Origin of the sequence: Calderihabitans maritimus (genome assembly GCF_002207765.1) — a bacterium.
GTDB classification, from domain to species: Bacteria; Bacillota; KKC1; order Calderihabitantales; family Calderihabitantaceae; genus Calderihabitans; species Calderihabitans maritimus.
Window position 1 is genome coordinate 34,700 of sequence record NZ_BDGJ01000111.1, and the last position, 14,585, is coordinate 49,284.

The following is a 14,585-nucleotide window of genomic DNA, read 5'->3' on the forward strand; positions in this document are numbered from 1 at the left end:
CTTCTGTTAAAGTTTATTATTCCCCGCAGGGAGGATGAGATGACTATCCTCTGTCTGGGGCGGGTTGTCCGACCCTCCGAAAAACTCGACCGCAACCCCGGGCGCTACAAGACAGGAATTGCTTTTGAAGTTATTAGGGAAAGAGATAGGGATCACCTGATAGGATATATTTTTCGGAAAATGCTCGAGCGGCACCGGCTGGATATTTGAGTGAAGGGGCGTTCTGAAGAATGGAGACAGGGGCAGGAGTTAAGACCTACAAAGAAAACGGGAAACAGAAGAAAGAGATGCGGGAAGAAATGATCATAGAGTATCTGCCGCTGGTGAGCCATATTGTAGACCATCTTAGACTAAAAACCCCCAACTTTATCGAACGGGAAGATTTGATAAGCTACGGCATTTTCGGCTTGATTGACGCCGTTAAGCGGTACGATTCCCGGAAGGGCACCAAGTTTGAGACCTACGCCCGTCAAAGGATAAAAGGAGCGATTATTGATGAACTTCGCCAGAGCAGCTGGTTGCCCCGAACGGTAACGGAACGCATCAAGAAGGTCAGTGAAGCTTATAATCAATTGGAAAAAGAACGGGGCGAGGTCGATGACAGGGAAGTAGCTGAATTTTTAGGGATGGAGGTAGCCGAAGTTGAGAAAACTTTGGCGCAAGTTAACTACCTTTCTTTAGTTTCCCTGGAAGAGATCGTGACCGGAACTATTGCCAATGAACAAAGTCCGGACCCGCAAACTGTTCAGGAAGAAAAAGAAATGAAAAAACTTTTAGCGGAGGCTATTGAACGTCTCCCGGAGCGGGACCGTCTAATTCTTTCTCTATACTACTATGAAGAATTAACCCTTAAGGAAATAGGGAAACTTCTTAAAATTTCCGAGTCTCGAGTGTCTCAGCTTCACGCACGAGCTTTAATACGCCTGCGGAATATATTGGAACAAATGGAAGCCCTGGAACCGAAGGGAAGTGGTTAAATTCTATGATTTACGGAATGCTGTTTTTAGGACTGGTTTTGGTCGTTCTGACTGCTCGGGAGACCTGGCAGTTTCTCACGAGGAAAACTGTTTTGTCCCATCAGTTTGAAGCCGAAAAATCTGAGTACTCCGGAAGTGAATCTGTGGATGAAATAAAACAGCAGTTGGAATTATTAACCGGTCTGGTGGAGGAGAACGGCAGAGCTCTGAGCCTGCTGACCAAGAAGATAGACAGGATGATACAAGAAGTAGGGAAAAGTAAAAGCTTTGCTACCGTGCTCGAGGACGCCCAGACGACAAACCTGTATGAGGCTGTGTATAAGGCTTATGACGAGGGGAAGGACGTAACTGAAATTGCCAGAGAGTTACAGAGAGGGAAGGGGGAGATAGAATTAATTCTAAGTTTGCGGAGGCAATGAGTTGGATAAAACAACTGGCTCCAGTAATTTTCGGATTAGGTATTGGCTTATGTCTTTCTGCTTTGTTTTTCTTGGGAGTTGAAGCCGCCCCGCCCGACCGGCAGCAAGTAATCCAACTGGCGCGGGAGTACGGTATGGTTTTCCCGGAAGAAGTGGTTGTCTTTGAGGAAAAGGGCAGGGAGGAAGAAAAAGGAGAAGAAATTCCGCCGTTACCGCAGGAAATAGAGGTGACCATTCCGAAAGGTTCCACCCTCAAAGAGATATCCCTGCTGTTGGCCAGCAAAGGGGTGGTAGACAAAGCAGAAAAATTTGAAGAACTCGTTAAGCTCTTACACCTAAGTCATAAAATCAGAGCGGGTGATTACCGTCTGCCTGCCGACGGAGACCTTTACGATATTATTTTAGAACTTACCGCTCCCACTAGGAGGGATTGAAATTGATAAGAGGCATTTATATTGCGGCCAGCGGAATGGCCGCCCAGGAAATAAAGCATGATGTAATTTCCCATAATTTGGCCAATGCCAGCACCCCGGGTTACAAGAAAGATCGGGTCGTTTACAGTTCTTTTTCCGAAACGTTGCTGTACCATGTGGAAGCGAATGCCGGCAAGAAAGAAATTAAGGTAGTGGGGAACCTGAGCCCGGGGGCTTTGGTTGATCAGGTTGTTACTGACTACCAAAAAGGGATTGGGGAGGAAACGGGGAACCCATTCCATTTGGCACTGGTCGGGGATGGATTTTTCACTGTAGAGAGGAAGGGAGAAATAAGGTATACCCGAAACGGAACTTTTCAATTAGATGGAGAAGGTTTCTTGGTTACGCCTGAAGGGTTTTACCTGCTGGGCGAAAAAGGTCGCCTCCAGGTAGGAGCGAGAGATTTCGTGGTGACCGAACGGGGAGAGGTTATGATTGACGGAGAGACGATTGACCGTCTCCGTATAACCGATTTTGAGGATTACCGTTACTTGAAAAAGGTGGGACATACCCTTTTTATAGAAGAACCGGGAGCCATACGGATTAAGGCTGAGCCGGTTCAGCTGCGACAGGGGTACCTGGAGAAAGCAAATCTTAACCTGATTACCGAGATGATTGATATGATACAAGCTTTGAGGACTTATGAAACCAACCAGAAAATGATTCAGGCCCATGATGAGGCTTTAGGTAAAGCAGTTAATGAAATTGGAACGTTAAGATAAGAAAGGAGGGTTAGTTGATGATTAGATCATTATGGAACGGCGCTGCGGGCATGAGGGCTCAGTCTCTCAAATTAGATAATATTGCCAATAATATTGCCAATGTTAATACGCCCGGATTTAAGAAAAGTAGAGTGACTTTTGCCGATTTAGTCTATCAGCCGCTTAGGGAAAAAGGATTGCCGGTAAAAAGGGAAAACCCTACCTACTTGTCCCCGCAAATAGGTGTTGGCAGCCGGGTGGAAGGAATTAGTAGAGTCTTTTGGCAAGGTAATCTGATGGAAACCGGTAGAGAACTGGATCTGGCCATAAGTGGCAAAGGTTTCTTCCGGGTAGAGCTTCCTTCCGGAGAAAAGGCTTATACCCGCGTCGGTTCCCTGGAAATAGATGCGGAAGGCTACCTGGTGACGGCAGGAGGGAACCGTCTTAGTCCCGCGATTCGGATGCCGGAGGGGACCACGGGAGTAACTATCACCCGGGAAGGGGAAGTCCTGGTTACCGGTGCCGGTGGAGAAAACAGAAATATAGGAAGAATAAAGCTTTACCGGTTTACCAATCCGGCGGCTCTAAAGCCGTTAGGGAAAAATCTCTTTACTCCTACGGATGCTGCCGGGGAAGTTCAGGAGGGAAATCCGGGAGAAGATGGTTTTGGCACTGTGCAACAGGGAGTATTGGAGGGTTCTAATGTACAGTTGGCGGAAGAGATTACGGAGATGATCATTGCCCAAAGGGCTTATGAAATTAACGCCCGAGTGGTCAGAACCAGTGACGAAATGTGGGCTTTAGCCAACAATATTCGCCGTTAGGTGATAGAAGATGAAAGTTAACCTTCCGGAAACAGCTTTGGTGAAAAATAAAGAAGTAGCGAATCATTCCCAGGCAGATAAGCTGGAGAAAGTATGCCGCCGGTTTGAAGCCCTTCTCGTTGAGAGGTTACTGGAGGCCATGGACCGGACGACTTTTAGAAGCGCGGAAACAGCAGCCACCGAACTTTACCGGGACATGTATTACATGGAACTGGCTCGCCTGGTATCTGAAAATTTCCAACTGGGAATAGCGGAAAAGATTTACCAACAGCTTCAAGAACAAAAGTTAATGTTACCTGGAGGAGATAAGGGTTGACGGTTTCAGGCCTAATTTCTGACAGGTAAGTTTAATTCCCTTCAGGGCCTCCTCTTGACAGAGGTTGTGACGGTGGACGGCAAGGTATTCTTCCAGGGCTGCCTGGTATAAACCGAGGCAATAATAAGTGGCGGCAAGATTGAGCCGGTTCGGCCAGAAATACGGTACCTGCTTTTTCACCACGACGAGGTTTTCTAAAGCCTTTATATAATGTTTCTGTTTCAGATAGATAGTACCCAGGTTGTACCGGGCTGGATAATAATTACTCTGCAGCTCAAGCACGCGGCGAAAATGATGTTCGGCTGAAGATAAATTGCCCTGGCGATAGTATATACACCCGAGATTGTAGTGGCTTTGCCAAAGTTCTGGACTAATGTTTATCGCTTTTTGATAAAAAATAGAGGCCAGGCCCCATAATCCCTGAAGGAAATAGGAATTGCCTAGAGCGTTGTGGTAACGGGATTGGGAGAGATTAATTTCTTCTTCCGACGGCAAGGGAATAGTCAGCCGATGGCCGCATTTCGGACAGAATCTGGAAGATCCAGTACCCGGGAACTGACAGTAAGGACAAGACATATTGACCACCCGATAGATTATTATACCATAATTGTTAAAATCTACCAATAACGGAGGAAATTATGAACATCTTTAACCTAGAACTAAAAGTAGGTATAGCAGAGCTTAAAGTGGCCAGGAGCCCGACACTTTTAGTGACCATCGGTTTAGGTTCATGTATAGGAGTTGCCTTATGGGACCGCTTGGCAAAGGTTGGAGGTTTAGCTCATATAATGTTGCCTGATAGCAAGCAGTTTTCCCAGGTGGTTAATAAGGCTAAATTTGCAGACCTGGCTATTCCGTTGTTAGTGAAGAAACTGGAGGATTTAGGAGCTAGCAAACACCGTTTGGAGGCTAAACTGGCCGGCGGGGCACAAATGTTTTCTTTTAAAGATCGGCGTATCAGCGTCTTCAATATTGGAGAACGGAACATTCAGGTAGCCCGGAAGGTTTTACAGGAATTAGGTATAAAGCTGGTGGCCGAAGATGTTGGCGGGAACTACGGGCGCACTATGATATTAAACACTGCCAACGGTGAGGTGTATATACGAATTGTAGGCCGGCCGCAGAAAACAATTTAAAAAATAGTTTATCTGGTTGGTGGCTGCAAAATGGAATTTACTGATTTTAAACAGCAGGTATACAAACAATTTGGAATCGATCTTAATGGTTATAAGGAAAGGCAATTGAAGAGGCGAATTACCAGCCTGATGTTGGCCCAGGGTTTTAAAGATTATAGGGATTATTTTCTCCAATTACAAAAGGACAGGCATCAATTAAAACTTTTCTTGGATAAGCTTACCATCAATGTGTCAGAGTTTTTTCGCAACCCGGAAGTATTTGCCCAGTTGGAAAGGCAGATACTTCCCGCCTTGCTGGAACGAAGCAAGCGATTGCGGGTATGGAGTGCTGCCTGTTCGAACGGGGCGGAGCCGTATTCCATAGCCATCCTGTTGGATGAGATTGATCCCCGAGGACAACACACCATAGTCGCCACAGATGTAGACCTGGAAATACTAAGGGTGGCCAGAGCGGGTGAGTACGGACCTGATGCGGTAAAAAACGTGTCCCCCCAGCGGTTGCACCGTTATTTCACCATTCGAGAAGGGCGTTATGTGATAAAGGAAACTATTCGGCGTAGAGTTTGGTTCCGGCAGCATGATTTGCTGGTGGACCGGTACGGTACCAATTACGATTTGATCCTGTGTCGGAATGTGGCGATCTATTTCACGCGGGAAACCCAGGAAAAAATGCACCGGAAGTTTTTTGAGTCCCTGAAACCGGGGGGAGTGCTCTGTATAGGGGCCAGTGAGAGTATTATAGGTTTCAAAGAAATAGGTTTTAGCAAAATATCTCCTTCCCTTTATAAAAAAGAAGAAAAAAAGGGGAATCAAGATGCAGTGGATTAATTTATCTCCCATACACCTCGATGCTTTAAAGGAAATCGGCAATATCGGAGCCGGTCATGCCGCAACAGCTTTATCCAAGCTGGTAAATCAAATGGTTAAAATGGAGGTTCCGGAAGCGGGGGTAATTCGTTTTAACGATATTTTCAGTATGGTCGGCCGGGAAGATGAGTTGGTAGCCTGTGTAATCAGTAAAGTTAGCGGAAAAGCGCCGGGGAGCATTTTGTTTATCCTGGACGAGAAAAGTGCCCATGCTCTGGTAGATTTGATGATGGGCTTGAAGATAGGGACGACGCGGGAACTAAATGATATGACCAGTTCCTTGCTGGAGGAACTAGGCAACATATTGACGGGAGCCTTCCTCACTGCGCTTTCTCAAGCTACCAACATTACCCTGGTACCTTCGGTCCCGGCGTTAGCTTTTGATATGCTGGGAGCAGTCCTGAGCTCGGCCTTTCTTGAGGGTGGTTGTTTTGCGGAAGAAGTTTTAATAATCAGAACTAGATTTTTTAACGACCAGACCAAAATAGACGGCCATTTCTTTTTAGTTCCAGAAGTAAAGGCTCTTTCAACAATTTTAAAATCTTTAGGATTATCAATATGAAGGAAGGGGAGATAGGAATTGGGCAAAAGAGTGCTAATTGTGGATGATGCTGCTTTTATGCGGATGATGATTAAAGACATTTTAACCAAAAACGGCTACGAAGTAGTGGGAGAAGCGGAAAACGGAGCAGTGGCCGTGGAGATGTATAAGGAATTAAAACCGGATGTTGTAACGATGGACATTACCATGCCGGAAATGGATGGGATTGAAGCGGTGAAAGCTATCCGGGCTATAGACCCGGAAGCTAAAATAATTATGTGCAGCGCTATGGGACAGCAGATGATGGTGATGGAGGCGATACAGGCTGGGGCTAAGGACTTCATTGTAAAACCGTTTCAACAGGACCGGGTTCTACAGGCGCTTAACAAGGTTTTGTCCTAAGGTTCATGTTCATGATTTTCGGTAGAAAGGCGGTATGATAATTTGAAAGAAGTTTTGACCCAGGCAGAAATTGATCTATTACTTAGCGCCATGTCTTCAGGAAAGGTAAAAGCAGAAGACTTTAAGAAAGAGGAAAGCGAGGTCAAGGTTAAAACTTATGACTTCCGCAGACCCAACAAGTTTTCCAAAGGACAGTTAAGAACCCTGTTCATGCTTCATGACAATTATGCCCGTCTGCTGTCTAATTTCTTGTCGGCTTACCTGCGCACTAACGTACAAATAAGAATGGCTTCCGTCGATCAATTGACTTACGAAGATTTCATGGTTTCCATTCCCAGTCCCACTCTCATGACGGTATTTTCGATGCCTCCTTTAAAGGGAATGGCTGTCTTAGAAACCAATCCGGAATTCATATTTCCTATCATAGATCTCTTGTTTGGTGGACCGGGAGAGATGCCTGAACAAATCAGGGAACTTACGGATATTGAAATGGGAGTGCTCCGGAAACTGAACGCCAAACTTTTGGAAAACCTTGCCTATGCATGGGCAGATATAGTTGAAATAGAAACAAAAATTGAAAGCCTGGAAACCAATCCTCAATTCAACCAAATAATTTCGCCCAGCGAAACGGTTGCGGTGGTAACTATGTCCACGGCAATTGGAAACCATAAAGGTTTGATCAATCTGTGCCTGCCGTATTTGACCTTGGAAACAGTAATTTCCAAGCTTTCGGCTCATTTCTGGTTGGCCAGTCTGGATAGCGAACAAGAAGGAGAGCAACGGTCTCGTATACGGCGGAAAATAGCAGATGCTTTTGTCGAGCTCACCGGAGTTTGTGGTCATGCTTATATTACGGTGCGCGATTTTCTACAGCTCCAGGAAGGCGATGTAATTCCTCTGGACCGGGCGGTAGGACAAGACCTGGACCTTTATGTGGAGGATAAGCTCAAATACAAAGTCCAGCCCGGGGTTATGGGTAGAAAGCTCGCGGTACAGATAACGGGCTTCTCTAATAAGGAGGAAGAACAAGAATGAGTAATTCTTTTTTGTCACAGGAGGAAATTGACGCTTTGCTAAAGCAGACGCAGGAGGGAGAGAAGAAATCGGAAGATGCTTTAGCAACGGAACTGACAGATCGAGAAAAGGATGCTCTGGGAGAAATTGGAAATATATCCATGGGTTCTGCAGCCACGGCTTTATCTCAGTTGATCAATCAAAAGGTAACTATTACGACACCAAAAGTAATTGTAACCACTTTAGAAGAATTACTCGCTTCCTTTGAAGTTCCCTATGTAGTGGTAGAAGTTCAATTTACCGAGGGAATTCAGGGTTCCAATTTGTTGATTATAAAGGTATCAGATGCGGCGGTAATTGCCGACCTTATGATGGGAGGAGACGGGAAGATTGAGCGGGAGGAACTATCGGATCTGGAGTTAAGTGCTTTGGGAGAAGCCATGAACCAGATGATCGGTTCGGCTGCTACTTCTATGTCCTCCATGCTCCACAACAGTATAAAAATTACTCCCCCTAATGTAACTCAGGTAAGTTTGGATGAAGATGCTTACCAGCCTTACTTGGATAAAGAGGCACAGGTTGCGGTAGTGTACTTTAAGATGGTTGTAGGAGACCTGGTAAACAGTGAAATTATGCAGGTTATTCCTATAGATATTGCCAAGAAAGAGGCAGAAATGCTTTTAAGTCTTTCCTTCCTGGAACAGGACAAAGACGAACCGGCAGAAGCAGTTTATTCGTCCTCCCCCAATCAGCCCTTACCGGAACCGACCGGTGGCCCCGGGGACAAGGATACTGCGGAAGCGGGAACCAGAAACATAGATTTGATTCTCGATGTCCCTTTGCAGATTTCGGTTGTCCTGGGTAAAACGAAAAAACAGATCAAGGAGGTGCTTAATCTAACCTCAGGTTCCATCGTGGAATTGGAAAAGCTGGCGGATGAACCGGTAGACATTTTGGTAAATGGGACCCTTATTGCCCAAGGTGAGGTGGTTGTGGTTAACGAGAATTTTGGTGTAAAAATTACCAACATTATAGACCCGGTAGAAAGAATTAACAATTTGAGGAGACGAGAATTGTAACTGAGAAAGGGGGTATTTTAGGTGGGAAGGAGTGTCAAGTTTAAAGTCATAGCTACCTTTTCCCTTGTTACGGTGCTGCTGTGGACTCTTACCATAATTTATACTTTTCCTACCGTAGACGGCAAACTGCTTCAAGTAGCCAAGGAAGACTTGAGTCCGGAACAGGTAGGGGGGCTGTTGGTAGACTTTAAGCGCAATGTTATTCTGGCCGGTATCTCAGGTACTCTTTTCACGGTGCTGGTAGGTTGGTTCTTGGCAGGGCGAATAGTATCGCCCATCCAACAACTGGTCGCAGCCATGAAGAAGGCGGAACAGGGAGATCTTACGGCCACCGTCAAAATTACCAGTCGGGACGAATTGGGGGCTTTAAGCAAGAGTTTTAACTCAATGCTGGTGCAAATTGCCGGTTTGATTAAAAAGTTGACAGAAGTGGCGGAGAAGGTTTCCAGCTCGGCTCAGGAATTGAGCCGGGGGGCGGATGAATCCACTCAAACTACCGAACAAATCGCCTCTACTATCCAGCAAGTAGCCATGGGTACAGATAATCAGGCCAAAAGCATTGAAGAAGCCACCGAGATCATTAAGAATATGTCGCAGGGAGCGGAACAGGTAGCCCAAAGTGCTAAAGAAGCTTCCCAGGCTTCACATCAGGCTGCCGAATCAGCCGGGGAAGGGGAAAAAGCGATAGATAAGGCGACCAATCAAATGGAAATCATCAATGATACGGTTAATCGTTCGGCGGATATAGTGAAAACTTTGGGTGACCGTTCTCAGGAAATTGGACAAATTGTAGATACAATTACCGGTATTGCAGAGCAGACAAATCTTTTGGCCCTGAATGCAGCTATCGAGGCGGCGCGGGCAGGAGAGCAGGGCAGAGGCTTCGCCGTGGTAGCGGAGGAGGTACGCAAACTGGCCGAACAGTCGGCGGAAGCAGCGCGGCAGATTGCCGTTCTAATAGAACATATTCAAGGCGAAACTCAACAGGCGGTGGAGGCTATGCGGGCAGGAACGGAAGAAGTTAACAGCGGTCTGGAAATAGTGAAGCATGCCGGTCAAGCTTTCCGAGAGATTGCGGAAGCAGTTAAAAATGTAAACGATCAGATTGAAAAAGTCTCGATTGCCAGTCAGCAGATGGCCTCCAGTGCTAAGAAAGCCGTTGATACCATGTCCAATATTGCCTCCATCTCCGTTGAAACCGCGGCCGGGGCCCAGCAGGTAGCTGCTGCTGCGGAACAACAGGCTGCTTCCGTCGAGGAGGTAGCTGCTTCAGCTACTATGTTGACCAATATGGCCAAAGAGCTTCACGATATGATCCAAAAGTTTAAAGTTTAATGTTTAATGTAATAATATGAGCATTCCTCGCTCCTGATAGCGAGGCTTTTTTTTTAGAAGAAGTGGAGGGCCGGTAATAATATTGCTTTTATGTACTAAAGACCGGGAAACGAAAAATCCCCTTTTTTTTAAAAGGAGTTTAATCGGTGCTCTTGAAACAGGTCTATGGGTAGTGTTTTAGTTATGATACATCTACAACACTGTTTTTCCATTTTTGAATACAAACAACGTGCGTATACCCCTAAAATACTTGTTTTTGTTATCGCAACTAATGTGGTACAGCTTTTGCATGAAGAAAAATTTAAGTAAGGAGAGAAGATTATGGTATTTATAGAATTTTAAACTGGTAATCCTAACATTCTAATTGGTTATGCTGGCGGTAAGGTTGGGTATTCATGAACACTGCTAATTAGGGGTTACCCGTAGTCATATTTGCTTTTGGCCAAGATGGCTTTGAAAGGGCGGCAATTTTTGTGGTAATTCAGTGAAGGTTATTGATTTCGTTGATCTCAGGGATGTGTCCATCTTTTTGAGCTTTTGATGCAGATGTACGCTGCTTTAATCCAAGGAATTTATCGGTATCTATAAAAGGAAAATATCTCCGGAAGAGTTGCAAGCTTTGTTAGAGCGTTTCAGAGGCACTTGTGTCAAGTGGGGCAGTAGAGAGAAGGGGAGATAAGATTATGAATGTTACCTTGTTGCAACAGGCTCGAGAAGAAATAGAAAAATATTTTACGGGTACCAACTGCCGGCAGGCTATATTAAAGGCCTTTGAAGTCTTGTACGGCAAACTTGAGTACAAAACTGCAGACCGAACTGAAAACATCATAGCGGGAAAAGCTCAAATGTGTGATGCTTTAAAGGGAAACATCTTGATCCTAAATTTACTCAGTAAACGTAAGGGAGAGCATTTTTCGGTTCAGATTAGAGAGAAAGCGCAAAAGGAAATGTATTCTCGTTTTATAGATTACTTTGGAGATAGTCGATGCAAGGTTCTGAACGGAAACGATTTTTACAGTGCTACCCATATGAGAAGGTGTTCGGCAATATTGTCTGTTGCTATGAAGATACTTTTAGAATGTTTGCGGGAACTGGAGATAATAGACCTTTCGGAGCCCGATAACCAGATTTTTACTGCTCCAAATATATCTAAAATGACAGGTGATAAAAATCGGAAGCGTAGTCACTAGTAATGGATTAAGGGATGTCCGAAAAAAGAATTGACAGAAAGAGAAAAAATTTACTGGAGGTGAACTTGTTGACCCAACTAAAAAAGGCCATGGCAGGAAGAATAACGGAAGAAATGGAGCGAGTAGCTGTCCGGGAAGGGCTTTCTGCCGAGGACATATGTCAAAAAGTAAGGGAAGGAACGGTAGTTATCCCGGCCAACATTAATCATCGAGGTCTTGAACCTTGCGGGATCGGAGAAGGCCTGACTACCAAGATTAACGCCAACATTGGAACTTCCTCGGTATACACCAGTATTGAAGAAGAATTGCAAAAATTACGGGTAGCTATAGAAGCAGGGGCCGATACGATAATGGATTTAAGTACCGGGCCGGAGCTGGATGCTTGCCGTAAAAGGATTCTGGAAGCTTCAAAAGTCCCTGTAGGTACGGTACCGATTTACCAGGCGGCGGTAGAGGCGTTAGATAAATATGGTTCAATCGTGGCCATGACTGCAGAGGATTTGTTCCAGGTCATTGAGAAACAGGCCCAAGACGGAGTTGACTTTATGACGGTGCACTGCGGGGTCACTTTGGAGGTAATCGAACGACTAAAAAAACGAGGTCGTATAGCCGACATAGTAAGCCGGGGAGGATCTTTTTTAACCGGCTGGATGCTTCATCATGAAAAAGAAAACCCTCTTTACGAACAATTCGACCGCCTTTTGTCAATTGCGGAAAAATACGATGTAACTTTGAGTCTGGGGGACGGATTGCGGCCGGGGTGCCTGGCCGACGCGACCGATAGTCCGCAAATCCAGGAATTAATAATCTTGGGTGAGTTGGTAGAAAGGGCTCGCGAAGCAGGAGTTCAGGTAATGGTTGAAGGACCGGGACATGTGCCTTTGAATCAAGTTGAAGCGAATGTAGTGTTGGAGAAACAGCTATGCAGAGGGGCACCATTTTACGTATTGGGTCCGGTGGTAACTGATGTGGCTCCAGGATACGATCATATCAGCGCTGCCATCGGCGGAGCGATAGCTGCGGCGGCAGGGGCGGATTTTTTATGTTACGTAACACCGGCGGAGCACCTTGGGCTTCCAACCATAGAGGACGTTAGAGAAGGTGTGATAACGGCCAGAATTGCTGCGCATGCTGCCGATCTGGTTAAGGGGATAAAGAAGGCGTGGGAATGGGATAAGGAAATGGCTGCAGCCCGGAAAAATCTTGATTGGACAAAGCAAATAGAATTAGCCATAGATCCGTATAAGGCCAAACAGTACCGACAGCAGCGCAATCCAGAGGATGGGGATACCTGTTCCATGTGCAACCAGTTTTGTGCCATGAAAATAGTTGGAGAATATCTGGGTAAAAAAGCCGAAAAGTGCTGATGGAGCAATCCTGTCTTTCCAAAAGTATTATTAGTCTGAAGAAGTTGGAGGTTTAAGAAAAAAGGGGGAGGCTTATGTTGCGCTGCATGTTAAAATCTAAAATTCATCGGGCGATGGTGACGGAAGCGAATTTAAACTACGTAGGCAGCATTACCATTGATAGTTCCCTGCTGAAGGCTGCGGACATCTTGCCGGGAGAGAAGGTTTCGGTGGTTAATATTAATAACGGTGCCCGTTTTGATACTTATGTCATTGCAGGAGAGGAAGGTAAAGGAAGTATTTGTGTCAACGGAGCGGCGGCCCGCTTAGTTCAACCCGAGGATTTAATTATTATCATCTCTTACGCCTATCTTTCGGAGAAAGAATTACAGAGTTTTACGCCTAAAATTGTACTGGTAAATCAACGGAATAAAATATTATCGGTATTGGGAGAAGAGAGAGAAAAATGTAAATTTGATAGTTTTCTGAAGACTTAAAAGCCCTTCCCACGGGAAGGATTTTTTTATGACTTATCACTGACGAAAAATGATTACCAGCGTATAGGCTGTGTGCAGCGCTGCTTGAATTTTCCATTGGCATAAGTCTTGCTTCTTTAACAATAAAAACAAAATAATCAAAGGCGATGGGAACCAGAAAGTAAGCATGAAATGCTTTAGATCCAATTGAACAGGTATCCAAAGATTTGGTCAATTCTATTTTACCTGCCGGCCGACGGTGTATTAAAAGTGCTACAGTGTAGCACCATCATAGGATACGAAACGAACATAATTGGTAAATGCTTTATTAGAAAATAATGACAAAATTTTCTGGATTTTTAAGAAAGGAAGGAGGGAAGTGCTTCCATTAAAGTGGGATAGGGTTAAACAATTTAATCTTGCCGCTCCATTGTAGCAATTCTATTTAGTGAAGACAGGGGGGAACCTATTGAGTTGGGAAAAATTCTGGCCTGGGTTTCAACGAGGCGATCCCTGGGCAATCAGCCAGCTTATCAATTTGGTAGAAAATGAAAGTCCTAATAAAGAAGACATTATGAAAGCAGTTGCTGCTTTGAAGAGGGAAGCTTACGTAGTGGGTTTTACGGGACCACCCGGGGCGGGGAAAAGCACTTTGATTTATCAACTTGTTCGATTACTTGTAGCGAAAGGCTTTTCAGTTGGGGTAGTTTGTGTTGATCCTACCAGCCCCTTCACTGGAGGCGCTTTATTAGGGGACCGCATCCGGATGATGGAATTGAATAAAAGGGCAGAGGTATTTATAAGAAGTCTGGCTACCCGGGGAAGTTTGGGGGGGATTTCCAGGGCTACCAAGGACGTGGTTGAGATACTAGCCGCTGCGGGAAAAGAGATAGTTTTGGTGGAAACGGTAGGAACAGGACAAATTGAATTTGACATTATGGATGTGGCAGATACGATCATCGTGGTCACTGTTCCCGGGTTAGGTGACCGTGTTCAAACGCTTAAAGCGGGCATTATGGAGATTGGCGACCTATTTGTGGTGAACCAGGCCGACCGCGAAGGGGCTAAGGAAACCGTCAGAGACCTGGAAATAATGGTGGAAGAAGCCAAAATTTTTGGCTGGAAGCCCCGGGTTTTGGCTACGGAGGCTGTTAACAACCGAGGAATTGAGAAACTGTACCAAGCCATACAGGAACATAAAAACTACTTGCAGCAAACCAATATTGGTACTCTCAGACGACAGCAACGAAATGTGAAAAGGTTAATGGAGATAGTTCAGGTTAATATAAACAAGCGAATGGAAGAATACCTGGAAAATAATAGTAGATGTAGGGAAATAGTAGATCGAGTCAAAGAGGGAGGGGTGGATCCCTATAGTGGAGCTGCCATCATACTTGCAAGCTTTCTAAGGGCAACCTGCCGGGAATGGTTATCCGATACCACTATACAGCCGGAAAATGCGATTTCCGGTTGTTCAATAAAAAAGTGA

At 45.3% G+C, this 14,585-nt stretch carries 18 protein-coding genes and 1 pseudogene; 18 read left to right on the forward strand and 1 reads right to left on the reverse strand.

What is annotated here, in order from left to right; genetic code table 11:
- From KKC1_RS16055 to KKC1_RS09325, 7 genes and pseudogenes are all read left to right on the forward strand, one after another.
- Positions 1 to 210, forward strand: a pseudogene (locus KKC1_RS16055) (hypothetical protein); the annotation flags it as partial.
- 20 nt (positions 211 to 230) lie between these two features.
- Positions 231 to 977, forward strand: a complete 747-nt coding sequence (locus KKC1_RS09300) for a sigma-70 family RNA polymerase sigma factor (protein WP_088554184.1) — start codon at positions 231 to 233, stop codon at positions 975 to 977.
- Between the two features lie 5 nt (positions 978 to 982).
- Complete coding sequence (locus tag KKC1_RS09305) at positions 983 to 1,396, forward strand: DUF6115 domain-containing protein (protein ID WP_088554185.1); 414 nt, start codon at positions 983 to 985, stop codon at positions 1,394 to 1,396.
- A complete protein-coding gene (locus KKC1_RS09310) occupies positions 1,393 to 1,830 on the forward strand; it encodes an MltG/YceG/YrrL family protein (protein ID WP_088554186.1) in 438 nt (145 codons plus the stop codon). Before KKC1_RS09305 ends, KKC1_RS09310 begins: the two co-directional genes overlap by 4 nt.
- Positions 1,831 to 1,832: 2 nt before the next feature.
- On the forward strand, positions 1,833 to 2,591 hold the full coding sequence (locus KKC1_RS09315; RefSeq protein WP_088554187.1) for a flagellar hook-basal body protein: 759 nt from the start codon (positions 1,833 to 1,835) through the stop codon (positions 2,589 to 2,591).
- Between the two features lie 17 nt (positions 2,592 to 2,608).
- Complete coding sequence (gene flgG / locus KKC1_RS09320) at positions 2,609 to 3,394, forward strand: flagellar basal-body rod protein FlgG (protein ID WP_088554188.1); 786 nt, start codon at positions 2,609 to 2,611, stop codon at positions 3,392 to 3,394.
- A gap of 10 nt (positions 3,395 to 3,404) precedes the next feature.
- A complete protein-coding gene (locus KKC1_RS09325; RefSeq protein WP_088554189.1) occupies positions 3,405 to 3,710 on the forward strand; it encodes a rod-binding protein in 306 nt (101 codons plus the stop codon).
- Here the strand turns inward: KKC1_RS09325 and KKC1_RS09330 are convergent.
- Entirely contained in the window at positions 3,687 to 4,286 is a 600-nt protein-coding gene (locus KKC1_RS09330) for a tetratricopeptide repeat protein (protein WP_088554190.1), read from the reverse strand. The genes KKC1_RS09325 and KKC1_RS09330 overlap by 24 nt on opposite strands.
- Before the next feature lie 68 nt (positions 4,287 to 4,354).
- Between KKC1_RS09330 and KKC1_RS09335 the strand changes: the two genes are divergently transcribed.
- The 11 genes from KKC1_RS09335 to meaB all read left to right on the forward strand — a co-directional run bounded on the left by KKC1_RS09335 (position 4,355) and on the right by meaB (position 14,585).
- Complete coding sequence (locus tag KKC1_RS09335) at positions 4,355 to 4,846, forward strand: chemotaxis protein CheD (RefSeq protein WP_192868180.1); 492 nt, start codon at positions 4,355 to 4,357, stop codon at positions 4,844 to 4,846.
- A gap of 30 nt (positions 4,847 to 4,876) precedes the next feature.
- Positions 4,877 to 5,674, forward strand: a complete 798-nt coding sequence (locus KKC1_RS09340) for a CheR family methyltransferase (protein ID WP_088554192.1) — start codon at positions 4,877 to 4,879, stop codon at positions 5,672 to 5,674.
- Positions 5,661 to 6,275 carry a chemotaxis protein CheC gene (locus tag KKC1_RS09345; protein WP_088554193.1) on the forward strand — a complete coding sequence of 205 codons (615 nt, stop codon included), beginning with the start codon at positions 5,661 to 5,663 and terminating at the stop codon, positions 6,273 to 6,275. The genes KKC1_RS09340 and KKC1_RS09345 overlap by 14 nt, the downstream gene beginning before the upstream one ends.
- A gap of 18 nt (positions 6,276 to 6,293) precedes the next feature.
- A complete protein-coding gene (locus tag KKC1_RS09350) occupies positions 6,294 to 6,656 on the forward strand; it encodes a response regulator (RefSeq protein ID WP_088554194.1) in 363 nt (120 codons plus the stop codon).
- A 42-nt stretch (positions 6,657 to 6,698) separates the two neighbouring features.
- The gene (gene fliM / locus KKC1_RS09355; RefSeq protein WP_088554195.1) at positions 6,699 to 7,691 is read left to right on the forward strand and encodes a flagellar motor switch protein FliM; all 993 of its coding nucleotides are present in this window, start codon (positions 6,699 to 6,701) and stop codon (positions 7,689 to 7,691) included.
- On the forward strand, positions 7,688 to 8,749 hold the full coding sequence (fliY, locus tag KKC1_RS09360; RefSeq protein ID WP_088554196.1) for a flagellar motor switch phosphatase FliY: 1,062 nt from the start codon (positions 7,688 to 7,690) through the stop codon (positions 8,747 to 8,749). The genes fliM and fliY overlap by 4 nt, the downstream gene beginning before the upstream one ends.
- A 21-nt stretch (positions 8,750 to 8,770) precedes the next feature.
- A complete protein-coding gene (locus KKC1_RS09365) occupies positions 8,771 to 10,084 on the forward strand; it encodes a methyl-accepting chemotaxis protein (RefSeq protein WP_088554197.1) in 1,314 nt (437 codons plus the stop codon).
- A gap of 683 nt (positions 10,085 to 10,767) precedes the next feature.
- Entirely contained in the window at positions 10,768 to 11,274 is a 507-nt protein-coding gene (locus KKC1_RS09370; RefSeq protein WP_088554198.1) for a C-GCAxxG-C-C family (seleno)protein, read from the forward strand.
- A 68-nt stretch (positions 11,275 to 11,342) separates the two neighbouring features.
- Positions 11,343 to 12,641 (forward strand): phosphomethylpyrimidine synthase ThiC, encoded by a 1,299-nt coding sequence (gene thiC / locus KKC1_RS09375; protein ID WP_088554199.1) that lies wholly within the window; start codon positions 11,343 to 11,345, stop codon positions 12,639 to 12,641.
- A gap of 74 nt (positions 12,642 to 12,715) precedes the next feature.
- A complete protein-coding gene (gene panD / locus KKC1_RS09380) occupies positions 12,716 to 13,117 on the forward strand; it encodes an aspartate 1-decarboxylase (RefSeq protein WP_088554200.1) in 402 nt (133 codons plus the stop codon).
- A gap of 448 nt (positions 13,118 to 13,565) precedes the next feature.
- Positions 13,566 to 14,585, forward strand: coding sequence for a methylmalonyl Co-A mutase-associated GTPase MeaB (meaB, locus tag KKC1_RS09385; RefSeq protein WP_192868168.1), 1,020 nt, complete (start codon positions 13,566 to 13,568; stop codon positions 14,583 to 14,585).